Genomic DNA, 20,765 nt, shown 5'->3' on the forward strand with positions numbered 1-20,765 from the left:
TTGATAATCGCCGCATGGGCTGACGGAATCAGTCCCTATCCCTTGACAAACGTCTGATGACCAATGGATTTGCCGTCAACTCCTCCTGCTCCATCCGGCGTTCCACGATGTGGGTGGCCGCGAATATAGCTTCCCGGAATGAGGTTTCGTCCGCTATATTTTTCCCCGCGATATCATAGCCGGTACCGTGGTCCGGCGACGTGCGCACCACCGGTAATCCGGCGGTAAAGTTTACGCCGCTCCTGGAAGCGATATGCTTGAACGGGATAAGTCCTTGATCGTGATACATGGCCAACACCGCATCAAACTTGGTATACGCATCCGACGCGAAAAAACCGTCGGCCGCATAAGGGCCGAAACAGAACACGCCGGTTGATTTAGCCTGTTCGATGGCAGGGATGACCAGCTGTTCATCTTCCGTGCCGATAAGTCCTTTGTCGCCGGCATGCGGATTCAAACCCAGCACCGCGATTTTCGGTTTTTGAATCCAGAAATCCCGCTTGAGGCTTTCGTTCATCACCGCAAGCTTGGAGACGATGCGGTCAACGGACAGGCTGGCTGCGATATCCTTTACAGGAATATGGCCCGTCACCACGCCGATGCGCAGCTCATCGCTGATCATAAACATCAGCACATCCCCACTTCCCGTACGGGATTGCAGGTATTCCGTATGCCCGGGAAAATCGAACCCCTCCTGCTGGATATTGTGTTTATTTATCGGCGCGGTAACCAAAGCATCGATTTTGCCGTCCATCAGATCATCCACCGCATGTTGCAGCGAGAGGAACGCATATTTTCCCCCCACCTCGTTTTCTTCCCCCAGTGTTATCTTGACCTCCTCCTGCCAGACATTGATCATGTTGGGGCGTTTGCCATGCGCCTGCTCCGGCGACTGGATAACATGAAAACTAAAATCATTAATCCCCAATGCTTTCCGATGAAACGAAGCGACCTTGGTGTTTCCATACACGATTGGCGTGAAGTATTCCAGTATCCGGTTATCCAACAAGGTTTTGATAATCACCTCTAACCCAATGCCGTTAACGTCGCCGATGGAAATCCCTATTTTCAGTTTGTCGCTCATGTTGTAGTTATCCTTTCTTTGGGCTACCAAAAGTAGAAAAAATTCACCTGTAATCCGTTGGTCAAAACAACTTTCTTACCAGCCAGACCACCACGCTGAGCACCACGCTTGCCAACAACATGCTGGCCAACGGCATATAGAAGCTGAAGCCTGGCCGCTCTACCCGGATATCGCCCGGCAGGTTACCGAACCACCTCAGCTTATCGCCGGCAAAATAAACCGTCAGCCCGACGAGCAGCAGCAGGCCACCTCCGAAAATCAATATTTTGGCAATGTCTTTCATGGTTTAGCTATCTTTGCCGCAAAGCTAATTTACGATGAGCAATGTCCGCGCCAAAAAGCACCTGGGCCAGCATTTCCTGACAGACAGGCATGCTGCCGCCAGAATCGTAGGTGCCCTACGCCCTGCGCTGGGGTATGACACGGTCTTGGAAGTCGGCCCCGGCATGGGTGTCCTTTCAGAACTCCTGCTCCGCCATACCGACTACCAAACCTGGCTCATCGATATCGATGCCGAGTCTGTACAATACCTGAAAGACAACTACCCACAATTGGGCGGCAGGCTTATTCACGGCGACTTCCTCAATCTCGATTTTTCCGTCCACTTCCCCGGCAAACTGGCCATTATCGGTAATTTTCCTTACAACATCTCGTCCCAAATTCTGTTTAAGGTATTGGAAGAACGCGACCGCGTGCCGGAGGTGGTGGGCATGTTCCAGAAAGAGGTGGCCGAGCGCTGCGCTGCCCCGCCGGGAGGCAAAGAATACGGTATCCTGAGTGTGCTTGTCCAGGCCTACTACCACGTGGAGTACCTGTTCACGGTAAAGGCTGGTGCGTTCAACCCACCACCCAAGGTCCTGTCCGGCGTCATCCGGCTCACCCGCAATGCCAATGAGACGCTGGGCTGCGATGAAAAGCTGTTCTGGCGCGTTGTGAAAGCCGCCTTCAACCAGCGTCGAAAAACCCTGCGCAATGCCTTAGCCGTCATCGTTCCCAAAGACCGGATGGGTGAAAATCCGCTATATGACCTGCGCGCAGAACGGCTATCCGTGGCTGATTTTGTGCAATTAACCAACGACATTTCACAACAACTATGACCAACATCCCTACCAAACTACTCATCGTTGATGACATCCATCCCGTGTTTCTGGAGAAACTGGAAGCCCGGCACATCCCGTACGATTACCAACCGGAATTTAGCAAAGCTGACGCAGTGCGCGTCATCACAGACTATACGGGGCTGGTCATCCGCTCCAAATTCCGGGTGGATGCCCCGTTCATCGATGCCGCCCCGCAACTCGCATTCATAGCACGCGGCGGCGCAGGTATGGACAACATCGATGAACACTATGCGCTGGAAAAGGGCATTACATTGCTTAACGCGCCGGAAGGAAACCGGGATGCCGTGGGCGAGCACATGGTGGGCATGCTGCTGGGGCTGATGAACAACCTTTACCGAGCCAATTTTGAAGTGAAAAACGGCCAGTGGCGGCGCGAAGCGAACCGCGGACTGGAGCTGGGCGGGCGCACGGTAGCCCTCGTGGGCTATGGCAACAACGGACAGGCCATGGCACGGAAGTTATCGGGGTTTGGCGTCGAGGTGATTGCCTATGACAAATACCGTACGGGCTTCAGCGACGCCTACGCCACCGAAGCCACCATGGAAGAGGTGACCCAACGGGCCGACGTGCTGAGCCTGCATATCCCGCTCACCAGTGAGACCCGCGGCATGGTAAACGATGCCTACCTCGCCCGGTTCAACAAACCGATTTTCTTCCTCAATGGCGCACGCGGCGAAATCGTGGATATCCCCGCAGTGCTGGACGCCCTCGGTACCGGTGCCGTGCTGGGTGCGGCCTTTGATGTGCTTCCGGTAGAAAAGTTCCCTCAACTGGCTGAGCAGCCATGGTTTCAGCCGCTGATTAACCATGATAAGGTGATGGTGAGTCCGCACGTGGCCGGATGGAGCGTGGAAAGCTATTTCAAGATAGCGGACATCCTTTCAGATAAGGTGATCAAGTTTTTGGATGAAATCACCGCTGTTTCACAGAAAACGTAGTGCCGAGCAGCCATACACGGCCAGCCACTGCAAGAGCATCATCCCATCCAGCAGCAGAAAATAGTAATACTCGTTCTTCTTAACGGGCGGGAACCAAATGACCAGCAGGCATAGTACAGACGTTGCTACCAAGGAAAGCCTCACCGTCAATGGATAACCACTGAACCATACCCACCCCGCGTGCAGTAACAGCAATCCGCCGGATAATGCCAGGGCCTTCCGTTCGCCAACCAATATCGGGATGGTTTTGAGACCATAGTGCCGATCCTGGTAAATATCTCGGACGTCGAACGGAATGGTGATGGCCACCACAAATAGGAACACCCATGCCATCAGTTGCAATACTCCCGGCCAATTGGTGGGAAAGCCGTCATGATAGGCCTCGGCCACCGGCAACAACACGGCACTCATGGCCCACATGGCACCGATGTAAAACAACTTGACCCCGGTAATCTGCCGCAATCCGGCCGACCGCTCCGCTCCGGCGATACGGATAAACGGCAAGTTATACGCGAGCCCCAACATGCCCATTATCCCCAGCAGCAAGAAAGACGGCAGGTGGAGCCGGAAACCGAGCAGCAGCAACACCACCAGTGCCGCCGCTGTCCACCCCCAAAGCGAACGCTCATGCCGGAACACCCAGCGCACCCGCCGGTAAGGCGAACGCCCGGGATGCCTGGGCCTGGCCAATATCATGCTGAAGTTATATAACGCCAAGGTCGCACAACCCAAGATAACCAAGATGCTTTGGTTGACCGGAATACCCAGCAAACGGTAAGTCAGCAGCCCTTGGGCAACAGCACAACAAGCGATAAAGACGTTGCTAAACAGCAATGTGTCCAGCAATTTGCGTATATAATTTAATTGCATTTGGCAGAAAATTCTCTTTTTATCAAAAAGTGTGTAAATTAGCCATCGTTAAAAACCAACTATACGCCCGTGTTATCCGGCAAAATAGCATAAAAATAAACTAAACATGGACTTACAAATCAAATCATTCGAAGAATATCAGCGGATTTACCAATACAGCGTGGAAAAGCCGGAAGAGTTCTGGGCGGAGATAGCCGAGCATTTCTACTGGCGGCGCAAGTGGAACAAGGTGCTGGAATGGAACTTCAAGGAACCGAACATCAAGTGGTTCGAAGGTGCCCGGCTCAACATCACGGAAAACTGCCTGGATAGGCATGTATATAAGCTGGGCGACAAGCCGGCCATCATCTGGGAACCCAACGACCCGAACGAAGCGCACCGTGTACTCACCTACAAGCAGTTGCTTGACAAGGTAGAGCAATTTTCAAATGTACTGAAAAACAACGGCATCCGGAAAGGCGACCGCGTATGTATTTACCTCCCCATGGTTCCCGAACTGGTCATTGCCGTGCTGGCCTGTGCCCGCATCGGCGCTATCCATTCCGTAGTTTTCGGCGGCTTTTCGGCACAGTCTATCGCCGACCGCATCAATGATGCGGACTGCCGCCTGGTGATCACTGCCGATGGCGGCTTCCGCGGCACCAAGCAGATAGCGCTGAAAAGCATCGTAGACGACGCGCTGGTGCAATGCAAGTCGGTAGAACGGGTCATCGTGCTCACCCGCACCCGCACCCCGGTATCCATGATAAAGGGACGCGATGTCTGGTGGGAAGATGAAATCAAGAAAGTAGAAACCCAAGGCAACCCGCCCTGCCCCGCCGAAGAAATGAACGCCGAAGACCTGCTGTTCATCCTGTATACCTCCGGATCCACCGGTAAGCCCAAAGGCGTGGTACACACCTGCGCGGGCTACATGGTCTATACGGGCTACACGTTCACCAACGCCTTCCAGTACCAGCCAGATGAAGTCTATTTCTGTACGGCAGATATCGGCTGGATTACCGGCCACTCTTACATCATCTACGGCCCACTGTCGCAAGGCGCTACATCGCTGATGTTTGAAGGCGTACCCAACTGGCCCGATGCCGGCCGCCTGTGGGATATCGTAGAGAAACACAAAGTCAACATCCTGTACACAGCGCCTACCGCGATCCGTTCGTTGATGGCTGCGGGCGACCAATACGTAGAAGGCAAAGACCTCAGCACCATCACCAAGCTCGGCACCGTGGGCGAACCCATCAATGAAGAAGCCTGGCATTGGTACGACCAGAAAATCGGCAAGGGCAAGGCACCGATTGTTGACACCTGGTGGCAAACCGAAACCGGTGGTTTCCTCATTTCACCCATTGCCGGTGTTACCCCCACCGTACCGGGCTACGCCATGTTGCCCCTACCGGGCGTACAGCCGATATTGGTAGACGAAAACGGGCAGGAAATCGAAGGCAACGGTGTAAGCGGCAACCTATGCATCAAGTACCCCTGGCCGGGCATGATACGCACCACGTATGGCGACCATGAGCGGTGCCGCCAAACCTATTTCTCCGTATATGAAAACCTGTATTTCACGGGCGACGGCTGCTTGCGGGATGAAAACGGTTATTACCGGATTACCGGCCGCGTGGATGATGTGCTCAACGTATCAGGCCACCGCATCGGCACCGCCGAGGTGGAAAACGCCATCAACATGCACAGCGATGTCATTGAGTCGGCCGTGGTAGGTTATCCACACCCTGTTAAAGGACAAGGCATTTATGCCTTTGTCATCGCCAGCCAGCACCATACCGATGAGGACCTGACCCGGCAGGACATCAACCAGACGGTGAGCCGCATCATCGGCGCCATTGCCAAGCCCGACAAAATTCAGTTTGTGAGCGGCCTGCCCAAAACACGCTCCGGAAAAATCATGCGGCGCATCCTGCGGAAGATTGCCGAGGGCGATACGTCCAACCTGGGAGATACGACTACGCTGCTCGACCCCGCTGTGGTAGACGAAATCAAGGAAGGTGCCGAGAAACTAAGGGGGTAAGTTATTTTAAAGGTAAACAAAAAGCGGCTCACCTGTTGGAGCCGCTTTTTGTTTACCGCTAAGATCATCTGCCAAGGCGCCGTTGGCAGGCTGCTGCCAGTATATAACACCCCCTGCCGGTCCGAGCGCTGTAAGACACATGTCTACCTCATTTACTCCTCGTATCACGCTCTGCATCCCGCCATTCTCGAACGTTACGGACATATCAAGAGGAAAGTTTACGCAGATCTTGGCTGTCCTTAACCTGAACTGTAAATTGCGGTCGCCTGTTTCGGATATCTCTTCAAAGAGACTTAAGTGTATGGTTTCGTCGCTTACTTCACCAAGATTTTCCTTGTTACAGGAGAACATAGCAGGCAGGATAACGGACATAGCTGCCAGGAAAATAGGTTTTTTCATAATTTACTGGTAAATTAGTGTCCTATTCAAGACGATGTATTACCGAAAAACGCTATACATCCTAGCCAGTCGAACCCCGAACTTCCGCCGTTCACGCCCAATCCAATCAGCACATGGTTGAACCGGTAGGCCACTCCAAGTCCTGCACTGAAGAGAAAAGTTTTCGCCTTAGCTGCATCCAGTGCTTCTAACCGCGTATTCAGTCCGCTGAAGCTATGGATTTCGCCGCCAGCAGAAACGGTAAATTCAAAAGGCAGTTTCGATTTTTCGGCGGTTGTCTGAGCCAACAACAGCATGGTGTAGGCCGAGAATACTATTGTTAAAAGATATTTACTCATTACTCCTCTTTTTTGTTTGTTCAAAATTTTGTTCTGCCCAATAATGCCGCGGCATGCTTTGTCTCGCGCCGTCGGATTCGTCATCTTAATAAACCAGTAAACGTAAAGCCAGGGTGTTCATGGCTACTGAACTGGGCCAATAAGTTGCCCGTTTCAGGATGCACGAAATAATCTACTGTAAAAGTATCCGTATTAATCCGCTGTGCCAATAGCGGCGCTAAATCATTAGCAATTAAATTCTCGTTACCCCCTTGTGTTGTTCCGTAATTAAACTTGAATTGCCCATCCGAAGTTTTACTATAACTATAATTGTAAGTTAATGTGAATGCGGAAGCATGGGGTGCAAAAATAGCCACTGTCAAAGCGCCACCTGCGCTAAAATTAAATGTAATTGTTTGCATATTCAATGGCACCTGACCGATGCTCCAACGTGACACGCCTGCAACAGCAGCAGCTCTCCGAACAACAAAATCGCTCCCCCACCCAGGATAGTTGGTTGCATTTGGCACAACTACCGCACTATATCTCGACCCTAAAAGTGCAGCCAGTGGAAGCGCTGGAGTTTGACTGGCACTAAGGGGTACCAGCGCGCCGGTAGTGGTTACCAGAAAAAGTTGATCTAAATTTTCATCCCACTTTAAACCGACGAAATCCACGCCACCTACCCGAAATGGTGAAATTAGCTGCAAACCATCTTTTGAATAGGCATAAAATCTACTATCTGTTTCGGCATCACTTTTCTCTTCATTTAACCAAGATAGCGAAATACGCCGCTCAGGCGCATCCATCGAAAAGCTGACCTCTATGTGTTCTCCGGGTGTTGATAGGCTCTCAAAGGATAGATAAGGATTATTTGCCAAATAAGTGCTGATGGTGGCCAATTGTTCGGCGAAATTGCCCTCCACAAAAAAATTACGGACAGCCGCATCCGCCCTGTATAATTTGAGGATACTGGCGTTGAGATTTCCCTCCAGAATAATGGTATCCCCAACTATCTTTTTAAATGTAAACGCGGTATCCGCCCCCGGTGTTGTCAGTGCAAAGTTTGCGAATGCTGATGTCTGCTCAAAAGACAAAACAGGTAGCGACTTATCCACTTTGAACCGGAATCCTACCTGCGTTCCCTCTTGCATATCTTCCCGGGCATCATTGAAAAAATACGTTGTTTGGCTATCCAAAAAATCAAAAAATCCGTAATATAGCCCTAACCGTTTGGGTTGCAATACATACTCCCATCCCGCTGCGTGACCAGCAATGAGGTCGGTATATAGGCGTAAATTCTCATCGGGATCCCCGTAAACATTTTCTACGGCTATCGGTTCCAGCCGATTTTTCGCACATCCCCCAATTACGAGAAGAAGGCATCCAATTGCATAAAAAAATATATTCTTCATTATTAGTTATCTTAATTTAACGAAAGCGAATCCATATCCGTCCATCGGATACTGAAACCAAATCATACGCATTTTTCCCTGTCTGATAGGCATAGAAGCCCTCTGGATCGGTCCAGATAGCAGCGGTATTCTGAATTTTTGGAAGGTGTGCTGCTCCCGGATTCGTACCGGACAGTCCAAGGTAATTGGAGAAATCCATTATCCCCTCGCTGTTGAATGCGGTTCTAAACACCGGGCCAACGGTATTAGCACCATTATTGAAAACCGTGAATAGTATGTCATAGTTATCTACATAATAACGGGGCTCATAAACCATGCGGACAAATCCAGGTATCGATCGCACATCAAAGATGTCAAACGTGCCACTAAAGTTAACGCCCGTGCTTGAGCTATAGACGTACGACTCTATATACATCCGTCGTGGCGCATCGCGGTCAATGATAAACGGTTCCGGTAAATTCAAAATAACGGCATCGATTTCATCATTTACTTTTAACGTGGCCCGATATTCGTCCGGTTCGATATCAAAATCATTTAACGATGTGATGGTTAGTGCACCATCATTAAAAGGTGTCCGTAAAATTATCCCGTCATCGGCTACTGCATATTCGGTATTAAATCGCTTAAAATCGTCATCGCTACCATAATAAAAGCTAACGGTATTGATCTCGGTATTAATAGTAATACCGTATGTTCTATCGGCGATTTCGATTTTATTAAAATAATTCGAAAATCCATTAACTTCATTCACATACTGATTATACAGGAAAGCCCGCTCAATATAGTCCGCGCCCTGATTAGCATTAGCCCGGACCAAGAGCAGTTCGCTCCCGTTGAGGTTGCCTTTGAGCCGGAGCGTATCAGGCGACACGTTTAAAATGGAAAATTCAAAATCGGACACCAACCCCTGCCCGGCCGCTCCTCCACTTTTTGCGGGGTCAGGATCGCTCAGTTCATGTAAATACGAATAGCTGTCAAAATATAAACTGATCACTTGAGTCGCTTTGAGACGATATGAACTTTCCTTTGCCGTTGTAGCATAGGCAGCATTCATGGCAGCCTGGGTTCGGACACGATTATCCGGCGTAAATACGAACTTAAAGGTATATCCACCTCCGCCTTCCGGAAACAAGTATCCAATCCACCCGTTGGGGGCTGTTGTCAGTTGGGTTTCATATTGTGCTATCAGCTCTCCCAGCTTCTTGTCCGGCCGCTCCCATGCCACTTCTTGTTTCTTGCAAGCGGTGGCAGTCAGTAACAGCAGCCCGTAACCTATTATCTTTTTCATCCTTAAATTATTTAGTAGCATCGAAGCTTGCATGAACCGCTATGCATTTATTGCAGCAATAGTTCATGTAAGTTCATCATAAATTAACACCTAATAAATAGCTCCAAAAGGCCCACACATTAACCGCGTATATGAACGTACTGTAACTGGCCTCATCGATACATCAGCTTTGTGGCGCAGTGATGGACTGGATTGCTGCACTTACCTCGGCCTGCAATTCTCTGAAATCAATATTTAGAACATCCCTGTAGTACGAGACCACCAATTCCTCTTTGGTCCTGAATATATTCGCCACATCAGGATTTGCCGCCACAACAGCGTCAAAAGCAGCTTGTCCTTCTACCAATAAAAAGGCGATGGTTTCTACAAAGTCTTCCCGTTCCGCTGCCTTCGCATAAGCCGTAATAAGTCCCTGTGCATTAGCTTGCGCATTGGTAGAGTTAAACCAGGTTGCCGTATACCACTGCGAACTAAGCCCTCGCCAAGCTTGCGGATAGTCTATCGTTTGGTGCAAGATATGCGCAAACTCATGATGGATGGTATGCAGCATGCGGATGACCTCCGCTCGATTGGTAGGTTCAAAATCATTTACCACAAACAATGTGATTTTTGTTCCACCTTCCGCAGTCCCAAGGATTATCGTTCCATTGCTTTGGTATTCCGCACTTCCTACCAATACAAACTTGGATAATGCATAAGTCTTCAGAAACCCGCCACCTCCCAATTTTTCGTAGGGTTTCATCCAGATATCCCGCACAGCTTCCAGCACCGGTATCACGCGCTCCTCGTCCGGAGGAACTAAGGTGCGATTATAGTTTACCTCGTAAGGATCCCATTTATACTTTACTTCGATATTATAAGTTTTAATAAAATTATCCTCGATAAACGCATCGATTTCCCCAGGCACCCAGACATCACCCCCTAATCCGATTATTGGATCAGTCGGTAATTCGTCCGATTTCTGACAGGAGAGAACACTGAATACAATCAGTACCTGTACGATTAAAATTATCTTTTTCATATTCACATATTTTAGAAGTCACCAACTAACGCGGATTTGCTTGGATACCTGCCAAGACGACCTCTTCAGGAAGTTGCAATAACCGTTGCGGGTCGTTAGGTCCCAATACATACGTTTCTCGTCTGTCAGCAGTCTGATGGATTACCGGCAGTTTATGCCGAAGAATATCAAACCACCTTAACCCTTCATGCACAAATTCACGGCGCTTGAAATCCAGCGTTGCGTCAATCAGGTTTTGCTTCAGGTTGTCACTCCCATAAAAGCTGCGCAACTTCGCTCTCGTTATCGTGTGTTGTGCCGGATTATAAACGGGGTTATTTTGACTCACGTAAACCTTTTGACTGGCAAAAGTGTTGAGGTCTTCGATTGAACGGTCGAAATCACCCATTTGTGCATACGCCTCAGCCCGATTCAGCAACACTTCATCGCCCGAAAACAGCGGAATCATGTTATAGGGATTGCCATATTCAGCGTTGATCGTGGTCGTCACGAAGTGCTCCCTGAATTTGGGGATGTTATATACCAGCTCCGTACCACCATAGACCATATAAGCATATGTACCACCAGTTACATTTGCTCCAAAGAACAACTCACCTAAAAGCGGGGTTGTTATGCCATATCGGTACGAAGCATAACTCCGCCCCCATATGCTTCCAGCTTCCACAAGCAGCAAATTCGCCGGATTTTCGAAATGCGTATGCCATTGCTGTTTGGCATAGTATTCCATGGAGCGGAAGGCAGCGGTATTGACCGTCCGAATCAACGAGACAATGCTGACACCGGAGAACACATTGTTAGCATGTTCAATCACTTTTTCATACTCTTGCTTAAACAAATAGAAACGAGTCGCAAACGCATTTGCGGCAGCCCGCGTAAAATGGTATTTAGGGACGCGGTATCTGGTATCATCGATTAGGGGCAATCCCTCAACCAAATCCCTTTCGATCTGGTCATACACATAAGAAACAGTATGGCGTTCATACTTTTTTAGTACCGCGTCTTCAGGCTCCGTTACATAGGGTATTCCCGGATCTGTATCGGCAGTCAATGGATCGTACGCCCGCGCAAATAAAGTAACCAGCATGAAATGTGCATACGCCCGGGCAACCAACGCCTCACCTTTTTGCGATACGTAATCTGCCGGATTATCCGCTTCTGCAATTACCTTTAGTGCCTGATTTGCCGCGGCAATTGCCCTATAACAAGCATACCAATAATTCACCGGCGAATCCGTAGACACATTCTGCACATCCTGAAACATCCAAGGGTCTCGGTTAACTGCTGTTCCCGCGCCGGCAGAAGGCCCTTTATCTCCGGTGTTATCTGACAAGGATTCCATGAACGTGATATAATTAGCCCTTGGATAAGCCGAGGTCAATAGTTCGCTTACCTTCTGCGGGTCATCTATTACTGTACGCATATCCGGCGGCGTTTCCAGAAACTTCTGACAGCCTATCACTGAAAAAAAGACAAGGAAAGTTGCTGTCCATCCTATTTTTGTTTTCGTCTTCATTGCGGTCATTATAAATTAGCTTTTAATGATAAGGTAAACTGCCTGGGAATTGGCAAAGCAACCCCACCAGAACCGTAAAATTCCGGATCCTGCCCATTGAGGGCCGGATCTGAATAGATCAACCAAAGGTTATTGGCGACTAAGGTGACTGAAAGATTCTTGAACCAAGCATCTTTTAGGACACGCTTCGGAAACTCATACCCAACCGTTACCTGTTTCAATCGGGCGAAGCCGCCGTCTGCGACGCGGGCATTGGAATAATTATAAGCATTGTAAACCTGGTCTCCCGGTAGTCTTGACTCTGTACGTAAATCAGCAATACCGGGTGCCAGATTCTCATAAGGCAATACAAACCTACTTAAGAAATCATAAGACATCGCGTCCAAATCACTGTATGAATTTTTGTAGATTGGATTCAGTCTCACCTTATTGCCCATACTATATGTAAGCAGCACCGAAGCATTGAAATTTTTGTACCGTACCGTATTGAAAAATCCGCCGTTAAACGTCGGATCAACCGGCCCTTCATAACGCAAATAGTCTGTCATCGTACTTTGCAGGTACACATTATTGGAAATTGTTCCGTCTTCGTTTACGTATTGCGGAACGCCCTGCTCTTCATTCAACCGTTCAAAGTCTATGGAAAACAAACCCCGATGCGGGAAACCAACTTTAGCTCCTCCTATGTTGCTGACCAAATCCCATATCATTGGCCGGTTACTTAAGCGGGTGATTTCAGCCTTATTAAAAGCATTGGTTAATTGCGTTTTCCAATTCCAGTTCGCGCCTTTAATCACTTCTGCCCTGACCAAAAGTTCAATTCCTCTTGATTTCATATCGGCATAATTGGCGAATTTAACCTGTTCACCGCCGATACCGGGAGTAATCAAGCCCCCGATTAAATCAAATGCATTCCGATTATACAAATCTACCGTAACCTGTAACCTTCGGCTCCATAACTGTGCGTCCACGCCGACATTAGCCTCATATTGCTTTTCCCAGGTGAGGTCGCTATTTGCCAAATTCTCGATATTCAACACCGGCTCGATTTCGGGCAGATAAGGCCTCGTAGTATTTGCACTTCGCACTACCAAGCTGGAGTTGGTCGCATCGCCCATACTGGCTGTCAGACCGTATGTTCCACGAACCGTCAAAGCATCAAAGAACGATTGCCTTTTCATAAAAGCCTCTTCATCAATATTCCATGATCCGCTCAGATTCCAGGTAGGCAACCACCGCGCAGTACGCGACTCACCCAGTTGATTTGATCCATCATACCGGAGTGTGCCTGTCAACTGGTATTTCCCCTTGTAAGAATACGTTGAGTTTGCAGCAAAAGCGACGTAACGGTCCTGAAATAAATTTACTGCATAATAGACCTGATTTGCCTCCACGTCACGCCGAATTACACGGGGATCCAAAAACGGCACCCCTCCCTTGTTAAACTGGTAACCGTAGCCGGTGAAGGACTTCTGCATCCTATCCAAATACCTTAACTCTTGGGTCAAAAACGCGGTGACATAGTGGGCATCCCCCAATGTTGCATCCCAATTAAAGCTATTCCTCAGATAATAGCTTTTTAAGCTGTTATCACGGGTCAAATACATTCCTCCATAAGGCAACACCGTAATCGGCAAACCGTCCGGATCATCCGGATTGGTATATAAAAACCGGTTCGCTTGCGCGACGGTGCTATTTTCCCTGCCGGTAACCCCATAGGTGGTTCCTGCGCGGTAAGCATGCGCTAAATTGGAATTTTCGGTAATTTTATGATCCGTTCCCGTATTTACGTAACGATAAGCCCCAAGAAAGTTATATTTGATATTTTTAGGCAGCTTATAATTTACTTCCCCCTGAATCTTTAAATCCACCATGTTCAGTTCAATACTATTGTTCTGAAGCTCATGCAAAATGTTGAACGGTGCATAGTTCATGGTGAAGAATTCATAATTCCCATTATTATCATATGGTCTGATAATGCGGCTGGTATTGAGCGCGTAGCTGAACGGGTTAATGTCGAAATCGCGAGAAACTTCTCCTGTCACCGGATTGCTATCCTGTTCCAACGTTCCGGGAGCATTCTGGTCCCTAATCGATCCCGTAGTAATCAAACCGAAAGACAATTTATCGTTTACTTGAAAATCGCCCCTAATGTTTCCAGTAAAACGCTGAACCCGGTTTCCTACGGTCCAGCCATTGTCTTGCAGGTACGAAGTTGAGTAATACATTTGGGTCTTCTCCGTTCCTGAAGTCACACTTAACGAGTGCTCCTGTTGCAATGAATTTTTGAAGAGCGCATCGAACCAATTCGTATTGGCATAGACATATTGCTCAAGAAATTCCCTCCGGCTGCTTGGCGTATTCATCACCGCCGGAGTGCCATCAGGATTCCAAGAAACCAGCCCTTGTGCCAATTTTGTATACGCTCCGCCTTTCGCTGCATTAATCAATGACGTGTAGTTAATAGCACCTTTACGTTCCAATTCTGCATAGATGGACATCTGGTCATAAGAATTTACAATGTCAAATTGGCTATAGGAGGGCTTCAGGAACGATGTCAAGTTGGCCGTATACGAAATGACCGGAGCGACTCCGGCGCGCCCTCTTTTGGTTGTAATCAGAATAACCCCGTTCATCGCTCTTGCACCATATAGTGACGTTGCCGCTGCATCTTTGAGTATCTGGAAAGATTCGATGTCATCCGGATTGATACCCGCAACAGACGACCCTAATAATGTCGTCGCATCGCCCGTAGACAACTGATCGTTGGAAACGTTTACCACATCTTCCAATATAATCCCATCTACAACCCACAACGGTTTATTTTCGCCGGTAATGGAAGTCGCCCCCCTGATTCTGATTTTTGGAGCAGCACCAAAAGTGCCAGAGACATTTTGTACCGCAACACCAGCCACCTGTCCTTCCAACATCCGACTGACATCAGGTATACCGGCCCGTTGGGCATCGTCTGCTTTCAGGGTGGTAGCAGCTCCCGTGAACTTTCTTCGATTGATATTTTGATAGCCTGTGGTAACAACTTCCTCCAATGCCCTGACTGCCTCCTCCATAACAACATTGAATACCGTGTTACCAGCCACATTGATTTCACGTGTCTGATAGCCGATGTAAGTGAACACCAAAACCGCGTCAGTCGGCACCGCCACCCTGAATCCGCCAGCGGCATTGGTTGTGGCTACAGAACCCGGTTGTCCCTTGATGCTCACCGTTACGCCACTTAACGTTTGCCCATTGGCGTCACGAACTACGCCCGACACGGTTTGTTGTGCGAGTAGGATATTTTCTACACCAACAGCCCCTTCTTCATTGATAATTACCGTTTCCGCAATTATCCTATAGGTTAGTCGCCGGTTTTTGAGCACCTGATCCAACGCTTCCTCGATAGAGGCCTCCCGGAGTTCAACATTGACCGTTCCTGCTTTTTTCACCACGTCGTCACTATAGAGGAAGCGATGTTTCGTTTGCGAAGTAATAGCCGAAAAAACCGTCTCCAGATTTGTATCCTTCAACGACAGAGATATTTTCTGTGCCATGCTCTTAGCATGCCCCGCCGTTACGAACACCAACAGCAGAAAAATCGAAATTTTCATGATTAGCCAAGCTTTGTCAAAAACCAGTGCACGTAGATTATGCCCATGGCCTTTGCCAATTGGTAAGTAATTCATACATTTGAATCATTAAGGTTAGTTAAAACTTATTTGCTTGAAACACGGGTTTTTACGACCTTGACTACTACGGGGGTGTTGGCGCATCCCCGTTGCTTTTTGGTCTATATGCCGTTGTTTAGGGGTAATGGTTTCTCATACTTTTGCCTCCTTTTCGTTAAGTGGTTAATTATTGAATATTACGCGGACCTTTCGCCCATTGATGTCAAATTCCGCTTTGCTGAGATAATGCAGCATTTCCAATACTTCGGTTAGGTTTACATGGCGGCTAATCTGGCCGCTATACCCCACCTGCAAAGGTACCCTGCCTTCATATTCCACCTCCAAATCGTACCAACGCGCAAGCTGCTGCATGATGTCTTTGATATTGTCGCTCTTGAACAGGAATTCGCCGTTCTTCCAAGCTGTTGCTTTGGCAATATTCGCTTGGCGGATGGTGATGTTTTTTCCGTTGAAAAAAGATTGCTGGCCCGGCGACAATCGGTATTGCTGCCGTCCGGCGGTGACCCTCACCGCGCCTTCAACCAACGTGGTGGTTACCGCAGATGTATAGGCATGGACATTGAAGTGCGTACCCAATACTTCTATCTCGGTGTCATTCACCATCACTTTAAACGGCCGTTGTGCATCATGCGCCACCTCAAAATACGCCTCGCCTTTTACGGATACACGGCGTTCTTCATCGCCGAAGTGTACCGGAAAGCGGAGCTCCGACAGCGCATTAACCCACACTTTGGTGCCGTCTGACAAGACAATGCGGTATGTGCCTGCCTTGGGAACCACCAGGGTGTTGAATATAGGTTCATGGTTAGGCTGCTGGCCGGGTTTAGCGTACGTGATTTCACCATCTCTACCTGAAATTACCGTGCCGTCGCGCTCATTGAGCTCGTCCATCTCTTCTTCAAGGTCTACGCTGCGCCCGTCTGAAAGCTGTAATTGTGCCCGGTTGCCCCCCGGTAACACATCGTTTTTATAATGGCTGCTGAGTGCCGGTACGACCCTATCATCGTTTACCGGAACTCGCTGCCACCAGGTTCGGGAGATAAAAAAAACCAAAATCACTGCTGCGGCATACCCCGCATACCGCATCATACGCGTATCCCATTGCCTATGCTTGCGGTTACGCATGGTCTGCCAAGCTGCATCTACATCTATTGCGTTCAGAAAGTCAATATCACCCTGGGCTTTGTCCGTATCGCGGAACGACTCCAAAAGTGCACGGTTTTCTTCCCGCTCATCCAACCATGCCCGGAGGGCCGTCATTTCTTCGGCAGAAATATTCTGGCGGAGGTATTTTCCTATAAGCTCGGCAATCTGGTACGCTTCTGGCTTCATTAATATTCGTCTTTTGCTTGCCCTTTTCCTGTTATCAGGCGGTGTGTTTGCTTCTTAATATTAAAGAAACCTAAAGTTTAAAAGTGGGTGACAGCGAAATGAAAAAAAAGCTTCGCTTACTATTTATACTTGGTAAGGAGACGAAATAAGGAGCTCACGGAGTTAAATCCGATAGCTTCCAGGTTTCTTTCGCCCGCAGGGCGTTCGCAAGCCGGAAATACCCTGAAACCGTCCTGAAATGTCCTATAACCGTCCTGAAATGTCCTATAACCGTTCTGAAACACGCTATAACCGTCCTGAAATGCCGCGGCACCGTTTTGCAACACGGCAGAACCATATGGTTTTAACGCGCTACCGGATGCCGGCAGCCCATTTCCATATGGAAACGCTCCATTTCCATACGGAAACGCTCCGTTTCCGTATGGTTTTGGGTTAAAACCATATTATTCCGCCGCAAAACCGTACGGTTTGCCGTCCAAACCGTACGGAAATGGGCGATAGGCGTACGGTATCTGTTTATTGGCGTACGCATCCAGCCCATTGCCGTACGGATATACGCTCGTACCATACGGTTGCGGCATCGTTCCGTATGGTGCCTGCCTGAAACCGTTTTACGCCAACGCTCCGGCGTACGGAAGGAGGGCGTTTCCGTACGGTAGTAAAGCTTTTCCGTATGGAAATCGCGCTCTTCCGTATGGAAATAGCGCATTTCCGTACGGTATTGGCCTATAACCGTATGCCTATATGCACCAACCGTACGGTGCCATTGCAATACCATACGGCAATACCGCATCGCCGTACGGATTTCCGCCGGAAGTGGACGGTTTAGCGGGATTTCCGGACGCATATCCCGATATATCGAGGTGTCGATATTCAATGCCGGAATCGACGGCTTTGACGGAATTGGCGGTTTTGTCGCCTTTGTGGCGCAACTAAGCGGCTGGCGAGGGTGAAAACGGAGAGCGGGAAAGCCGGAAAGTTAAGCAACGTACAGGGCTGCGATTAACGCGAAAAACTCCGGATTTAACTTCGCTCGTAGCAGTTTGAGTCCGCGCTGCTTTTGTGTCTTTACGGTATTGATACTGATCTGCAACTGTTCGGCAATTTGGGAATTACTGAGCCCTTCAAGATAGCCCAAGCGGAACACTTCTTTACATCCCAGGGGCATGCCTTGCATAATCCGGTTTACTTCGTCCATCACCTCCGAACGGATGATGCGGGCCAGCACCTGGGCTTCTTCAAAACTTTGCCCGGCGATCCGCGATGCATAGCGATCGGCAACCTTGCCGCGCCGCACCGCGTTGAGGCAACCGTTTCTGACGGACGAGTACAGAAAATTCTTTACCGCGTCTTCATGGGATGCAATATGCGCCTTGTGATCCCAATAGGCCATAAATGCATCTTGCACAATGTCTTCAGCGTGTTCCTGGTCGCCAAGAAACTGCCAGGCAAAATGACACAGCCGTGCATAATAACGCTTGAATAGCCTTTCTGCGGATAGTTCGTAAAGTTTTTCCATTTAGGTGCGTTAGGGAATGCCAAACCATATCCCTCTTGCCTCAATTTATGCGTGTTTGCAATTGGTACCCAAATATTGGAAAACTCATCGAATTATCCAAATTAAAAAGCAAAATCAATTAAGTTCAAACGTAAATTCATCATACGGTTCGGTGCGCCATGCGAGCTGCCGGGTGGACGGCGATATGGCAAAAAGTGGTGAGAATGTCTTTACCTTAACGGTTTTACCATCGGGCATGAATTCCATATAGCGCAGCCAGCCGTCGCCGCCATTGCCATGCCAGCCACCGCCCAGTGCCTGCGCGTTGAAAACCATTTGCTGCACGCGCTTACCGGCGGCGTTGGTGTCGGTACGGAAACCGATATGGCCCAATACGTCATCGGGCTTACCGATGTGGCCGCTGAACACCAATTCGATGTTCTTGGATGGCTTTACCAGCTTCTCCCATATCGCAGCGCCATAGTTGCCGTCGGTAATGGGATAACCTTCTTTAACGATATGCTCGCTCGCGGCGTTGAGGTATGAGTGCGTGAGCAGGATGACGGTATGATCGGCGTATCGTTCTTGATCGACGGTTTGCTTGGCCCAGCGGAGCACCGTGTCGCGCGGGGCAAATTCAAGCACCATCACGAGGAATTTCCGTCCGTGGGGCGACGTGAATTCGTAGGTAGCGTTGGTCAACGAGGGATAGCCATCGGCATCGATGCCTACGTCGCGGAGCATTTTCTGCGACAACGGATTTTTGTCAACAGGGAAATAACGGTCGAAATTCGTACGGCGGTATTCGATGTTTTTCACGCCGTAATCATGGTTGCCGGTGCCGGCCACATAGGGCACCTTACCGTCCAGCCGCCCGAAAGCGCGCGCCACGGCTTCCCATTGCTGCTTGCCGGGCTGGTTGCCTTGTGTACCGTTGGGGTTAAGCCAGTCGTTATGCTCTACCATATCGCCGGTGCAGAGCACCAGCTGGATATTCAGCGGATCGATTTGTTCGCTTATCCACCCCGTCATCAGCTCCAGGATACCCTGATTGCGTTCAAACTTGACATAGCTCTGCGGATCGGGGATAAGTACCATGGACCATGACTGCGGGTCGCTGAGTTTGGGAGGTTGGTAGGCTTGCTCCTGGGCCCGGAGGGCAGTTACGGAAAAGGCAAAGGATAATACGATAAGGAAACGGAATAGATGATATTGCATAATAGTATCTGATTGGTTAACGATTATGGGTTATTTATTCACTATATTGGACGGGTTGCCCGCCAGGTAGTCCTTCAAATTTGCCACCACCTGATCCATCAACCGCGCACGGGCTTCTTGGGTCGCCCAGCCGATGTGCGGGGTAATGAAGCAGTTTTTGGCAGCAAACAGCGGATTGCCGGATGCTGGGGGCTCGGTTGACAGCACGTCTAATCCTGCGCCGGCGATCTGACCGCCGTTTAATGCGGCGGCAAGGTCTTCTTCTACAATCAACGGACCCCGTGACGTGTTTACCAGGAAAGCCGTAGGCTTCATCTTCGCTAAGGCCACGCGGTTGATCATGCCTTGGGTCTGCGGTGTAAGCGGGCAGTGAAGACTCACCACATCGGCCTGCTCCAGCAGTTCGTCCAGCTCGACCCAACGGAAATTTTTCCGGTGGGACTGGTCGGTTTGGGTACGGCTATGCGCCAGGATGCTCATCCCGAATGCAGCCGCGATATCGGCTACCTGCTGGCCGATATCGCCAAAACCGATAATGCCGAGCTTTTTTCCGGAGAGTTCAACCAACGGGTAATCCCAGAAACTGAAATCGGGGGAACGCGACCAGTTGCCTTCCAGCACGCTGTCGCTGTGCTGCTGCACGTGGTGGCAGTGTTCAAGCAGTAGCGCAAACGTGAGTTGTGCCACGGAGGGGGTGCTGTAGCCGGGTACGTTGGTAACCACGATGCCGCGCTGCCGGGCGTAGTCAACATCAATGATGTTATAGCCCGTGGCCGTTACGCCAATATATTTCAATTCGGGCAATTGTTCCAGCGTCTGCCTGTCCAGCGCTACTTTGTTCGTAAGGATGGCTTCTGCGTCGGCTGCGCGTGCCACGATTTCGGACTTGGCCGTCCGGTCATAATACATGACTTCGCCCAGGGCTTCCAATGCCGACCAGCTCAGGTCGCCGGGGTTAAGTGCATATCCGTCTACTATTACGAGCTTCATGGGGCCAATTTAACCATCTTTTTCGACCACCGTGAAGTATTATTGGCAA

General features: G+C 49.5%; 18 protein-coding genes. 3 read left to right on the forward strand and 15 right to left on the reverse strand.

Annotated elements, in window-relative coordinates; translation table 11 throughout:
* Positions 1 to 28: 28 nt before the first annotated feature.
* Together pdxA and BM030_RS03565 are read right to left on the reverse strand one after the other, a co-directional pair.
* Positions 29 to 1,084 carry a 4-hydroxythreonine-4-phosphate dehydrogenase PdxA gene (pdxA, locus tag BM030_RS03560; RefSeq protein ID WP_090971232.1) on the reverse strand — a complete coding sequence of 352 codons (1,056 nt, stop codon included), beginning with the start codon at positions 1,082 to 1,084 and terminating at the stop codon, positions 29 to 31.
* Between the two features lie 61 nt (positions 1,085 to 1,145).
* Positions 1,146 to 1,367 (reverse strand): DUF2905 domain-containing protein, encoded by a 222-nt coding sequence (locus BM030_RS03565; RefSeq protein WP_090971234.1) that lies wholly within the window; start codon positions 1,365 to 1,367, stop codon positions 1,146 to 1,148.
* A gap of 34 nt (positions 1,368 to 1,401) precedes the next feature.
* Between BM030_RS03565 and rsmA the strand changes: the two genes are divergently transcribed.
* On the forward strand, positions 1,402 to 2,181 hold the full coding sequence (gene rsmA, locus BM030_RS03570; protein WP_090971236.1) for a 16S rRNA (adenine(1518)-N(6)/adenine(1519)-N(6))-dimethyltransferase RsmA: 780 nt from the start codon (positions 1,402 to 1,404) through the stop codon (positions 2,179 to 2,181).
* Complete coding sequence (locus tag BM030_RS03575) at positions 2,178 to 3,143, forward strand: NAD(P)-dependent oxidoreductase (protein ID WP_090971238.1); 966 nt, start codon at positions 2,178 to 2,180, stop codon at positions 3,141 to 3,143. The genes rsmA and BM030_RS03575 overlap by 4 nt, the downstream gene beginning before the upstream one ends.
* On the opposite strand, the gene BM030_RS03580 is transcribed toward BM030_RS03575, so the two are convergent.
* Positions 3,129 to 4,013, reverse strand: coding sequence for a UbiA family prenyltransferase (locus BM030_RS03580; protein WP_090971240.1), 885 nt, complete (start codon positions 4,011 to 4,013; stop codon positions 3,129 to 3,131). The two genes, BM030_RS03575 and BM030_RS03580, sit on opposite strands and share 15 nt — an antisense overlap.
* 106 nt (positions 4,014 to 4,119) lie before the next feature.
* Here BM030_RS03580 and acs point away from each other — a divergent pair, with 106 nt between their 5' ends.
* Positions 4,120 to 6,039 carry an acetate--CoA ligase gene (gene acs / locus BM030_RS03585; protein WP_090971242.1) on the forward strand — a complete coding sequence of 640 codons (1,920 nt, stop codon included), beginning with the start codon at positions 4,120 to 4,122 and terminating at the stop codon, positions 6,037 to 6,039.
* A 6-nt stretch (positions 6,040 to 6,045) separates the two neighbouring features.
* Here acs and BM030_RS03590 read toward each other — a convergent pair whose 3' ends face one another.
* The 12 genes from BM030_RS03590 to BM030_RS03645 all read right to left on the reverse strand — a co-directional run bounded on the left by BM030_RS03590 (position 6,046) and on the right by BM030_RS03645 (position 20,716).
* On the reverse strand, positions 6,046 to 6,438 hold the full coding sequence (locus BM030_RS03590; RefSeq protein WP_090971244.1) for a hypothetical protein: 393 nt from the start codon (positions 6,436 to 6,438) through the stop codon (positions 6,046 to 6,048).
* A gap of 26 nt (positions 6,439 to 6,464) precedes the next feature.
* Positions 6,465 to 6,776, reverse strand: coding sequence for a hypothetical protein (locus BM030_RS03595; protein ID WP_139215800.1), 312 nt, complete (start codon positions 6,774 to 6,776; stop codon positions 6,465 to 6,467).
* A gap of 80 nt (positions 6,777 to 6,856) precedes the next feature.
* The gene (locus BM030_RS03600) at positions 6,857 to 8,170 is read right to left on the reverse strand and encodes a DUF4302 domain-containing protein (protein WP_090971248.1); all 1,314 of its coding nucleotides are present in this window, start codon (positions 8,168 to 8,170) and stop codon (positions 6,857 to 6,859) included.
* Positions 8,171 to 8,186: 16 nt separating this feature from the next.
* Positions 8,187 to 9,458, reverse strand: a complete 1,272-nt coding sequence (locus tag BM030_RS03605; protein ID WP_170845622.1) for a DUF4302 domain-containing protein — start codon at positions 9,456 to 9,458, stop codon at positions 8,187 to 8,189.
* A 163-nt stretch (positions 9,459 to 9,621) separates the two neighbouring features.
* Positions 9,622 to 10,479 (reverse strand): zinc-binding metallopeptidase, encoded by an 858-nt coding sequence (locus tag BM030_RS03610; RefSeq protein WP_090971252.1) that lies wholly within the window; start codon positions 10,477 to 10,479, stop codon positions 9,622 to 9,624.
* Between the two features lie 25 nt (positions 10,480 to 10,504).
* Complete coding sequence (locus BM030_RS03615) at positions 10,505 to 11,992, reverse strand: RagB/SusD family nutrient uptake outer membrane protein (RefSeq protein ID WP_090971677.1); 1,488 nt, start codon at positions 11,990 to 11,992, stop codon at positions 10,505 to 10,507.
* A gap of 8 nt (positions 11,993 to 12,000) precedes the next feature.
* Positions 12,001 to 15,600 (reverse strand): SusC/RagA family TonB-linked outer membrane protein, encoded by a 3,600-nt coding sequence (locus BM030_RS03620; protein ID WP_244518651.1) that lies wholly within the window; start codon positions 15,598 to 15,600, stop codon positions 12,001 to 12,003.
* Positions 15,601 to 15,840: 240 nt separating this feature from the next.
* Positions 15,841 to 17,010: a FecR family protein gene (locus BM030_RS03625; protein ID WP_090971255.1), complete on the reverse strand. Its 1,170-nt coding sequence runs from the start codon at positions 17,008 to 17,010 to the stop codon at positions 15,841 to 15,843.
* A 343-nt stretch (positions 17,011 to 17,353) separates the two neighbouring features.
* Positions 17,354 to 17,887 (reverse strand): hypothetical protein, encoded by a 534-nt coding sequence (locus BM030_RS03630; protein WP_139215801.1) that lies wholly within the window; start codon positions 17,885 to 17,887, stop codon positions 17,354 to 17,356.
* A gap of 102 nt (positions 17,888 to 17,989) precedes the next feature.
* On the reverse strand, positions 17,990 to 18,529 hold the full coding sequence (locus BM030_RS03635) for an RNA polymerase sigma-70 factor (RefSeq protein ID WP_090971260.1): 540 nt from the start codon (positions 18,527 to 18,529) through the stop codon (positions 17,990 to 17,992).
* Positions 18,530 to 18,643: 114 nt separating this feature from the next.
* Positions 18,644 to 19,726 (reverse strand): metallophosphoesterase, encoded by a 1,083-nt coding sequence (locus BM030_RS03640; RefSeq protein ID WP_090971262.1) that lies wholly within the window; start codon positions 19,724 to 19,726, stop codon positions 18,644 to 18,646.
* Between the two features lie 30 nt (positions 19,727 to 19,756).
* Entirely contained in the window at positions 19,757 to 20,716 is a 960-nt protein-coding gene (locus BM030_RS03645) for a D-2-hydroxyacid dehydrogenase (protein WP_090971264.1), read from the reverse strand.
* Between the last annotated feature and the right edge of the window lie 49 nt (positions 20,717 to 20,765).

Origin of the sequence: Parapedobacter composti (assembly GCF_900112315.1) — a bacterium.
Lineage (GTDB): Bacteria > Bacteroidota > Bacteroidia > Sphingobacteriales > Sphingobacteriaceae > Parapedobacter > Parapedobacter composti.

Excerpts from the sequence above, each read along its gene's own strand:
- pdxA (WP_090971232.1), bottom strand. The coding sequence starts at position 1,084 with ATGAGCGACAAACTGAAAATAGGGATTTCCATCGGCGACGTTAACGGC.
- BM030_RS03565 (WP_090971234.1), bottom strand. The coding sequence starts at position 1,367 with ATGAAAGACATTGCCAAAATATTGATTTTCGGAGGTGGCCTGCTGCTG.
- rsmA (WP_090971236.1), top strand. The coding sequence starts at position 1,402 with ATGAGCAATGTCCGCGCCAAAAAGCACCTGGGCCAGCATTTCCTGACA.
- BM030_RS03575 (WP_090971238.1), top strand. The coding sequence starts at position 2,178 with ATGACCAACATCCCTACCAAACTACTCATCGTTGATGACATCCATCCC.
- BM030_RS03580 (WP_090971240.1), bottom strand. The coding sequence starts at position 4,013 with ATGCAATTAAATTATATACGCAAATTGCTGGACACATTGCTGTTTAGC.
- acs (WP_090971242.1), top strand. The coding sequence starts at position 4,120 with ATGGACTTACAAATCAAATCATTCGAAGAATATCAGCGGATTTACCAA.
- BM030_RS03590 (WP_090971244.1), bottom strand. The coding sequence starts at position 6,438 with ATGAAAAAACCTATTTTCCTGGCAGCTATGTCCGTTATCCTGCCTGCT.
- BM030_RS03595 (WP_139215800.1), bottom strand. The coding sequence starts at position 6,776 with ATGAGTAAATATCTTTTAACAATAGTATTCTCGGCCTACACCATGCTG.
- BM030_RS03600 (WP_090971248.1), bottom strand. The coding sequence starts at position 8,170 with ATGAAGAATATATTTTTTTATGCAATTGGATGCCTTCTTCTCGTAATT.
- BM030_RS03605 (WP_170845622.1), bottom strand. The coding sequence starts at position 9,458 with ATGAAAAAGATAATAGGTTACGGGCTGCTGTTACTGACTGCCACCGCT.
- BM030_RS03610 (WP_090971252.1), bottom strand. The coding sequence starts at position 10,479 with ATGAAAAAGATAATTTTAATCGTACAGGTACTGATTGTATTCAGTGTT.
- BM030_RS03615 (WP_090971677.1), bottom strand. The coding sequence starts at position 11,992 with ATGAAGACGAAAACAAAAATAGGATGGACAGCAACTTTCCTTGTCTTT.
- BM030_RS03620 (WP_244518651.1), bottom strand. The coding sequence starts at position 15,600 with ATGAAAATTTCGATTTTTCTGCTGTTGGTGTTCGTAACGGCGGGGCAT.
- BM030_RS03625 (WP_090971255.1), bottom strand. The coding sequence starts at position 17,010 with ATGAAGCCAGAAGCGTACCAGATTGCCGAGCTTATAGGAAAATACCTC.
- BM030_RS03635 (WP_090971260.1), bottom strand. The coding sequence starts at position 18,529 with ATGGAAAAACTTTACGAACTATCCGCAGAAAGGCTATTCAAGCGTTAT.
- BM030_RS03640 (WP_090971262.1), bottom strand. The coding sequence starts at position 19,726 with ATGCAATATCATCTATTCCGTTTCCTTATCGTATTATCCTTTGCCTTT.
- BM030_RS03645 (WP_090971264.1), bottom strand. The coding sequence starts at position 20,716 with ATGAAGCTCGTAATAGTAGACGGATATGCACTTAACCCCGGCGACCTG.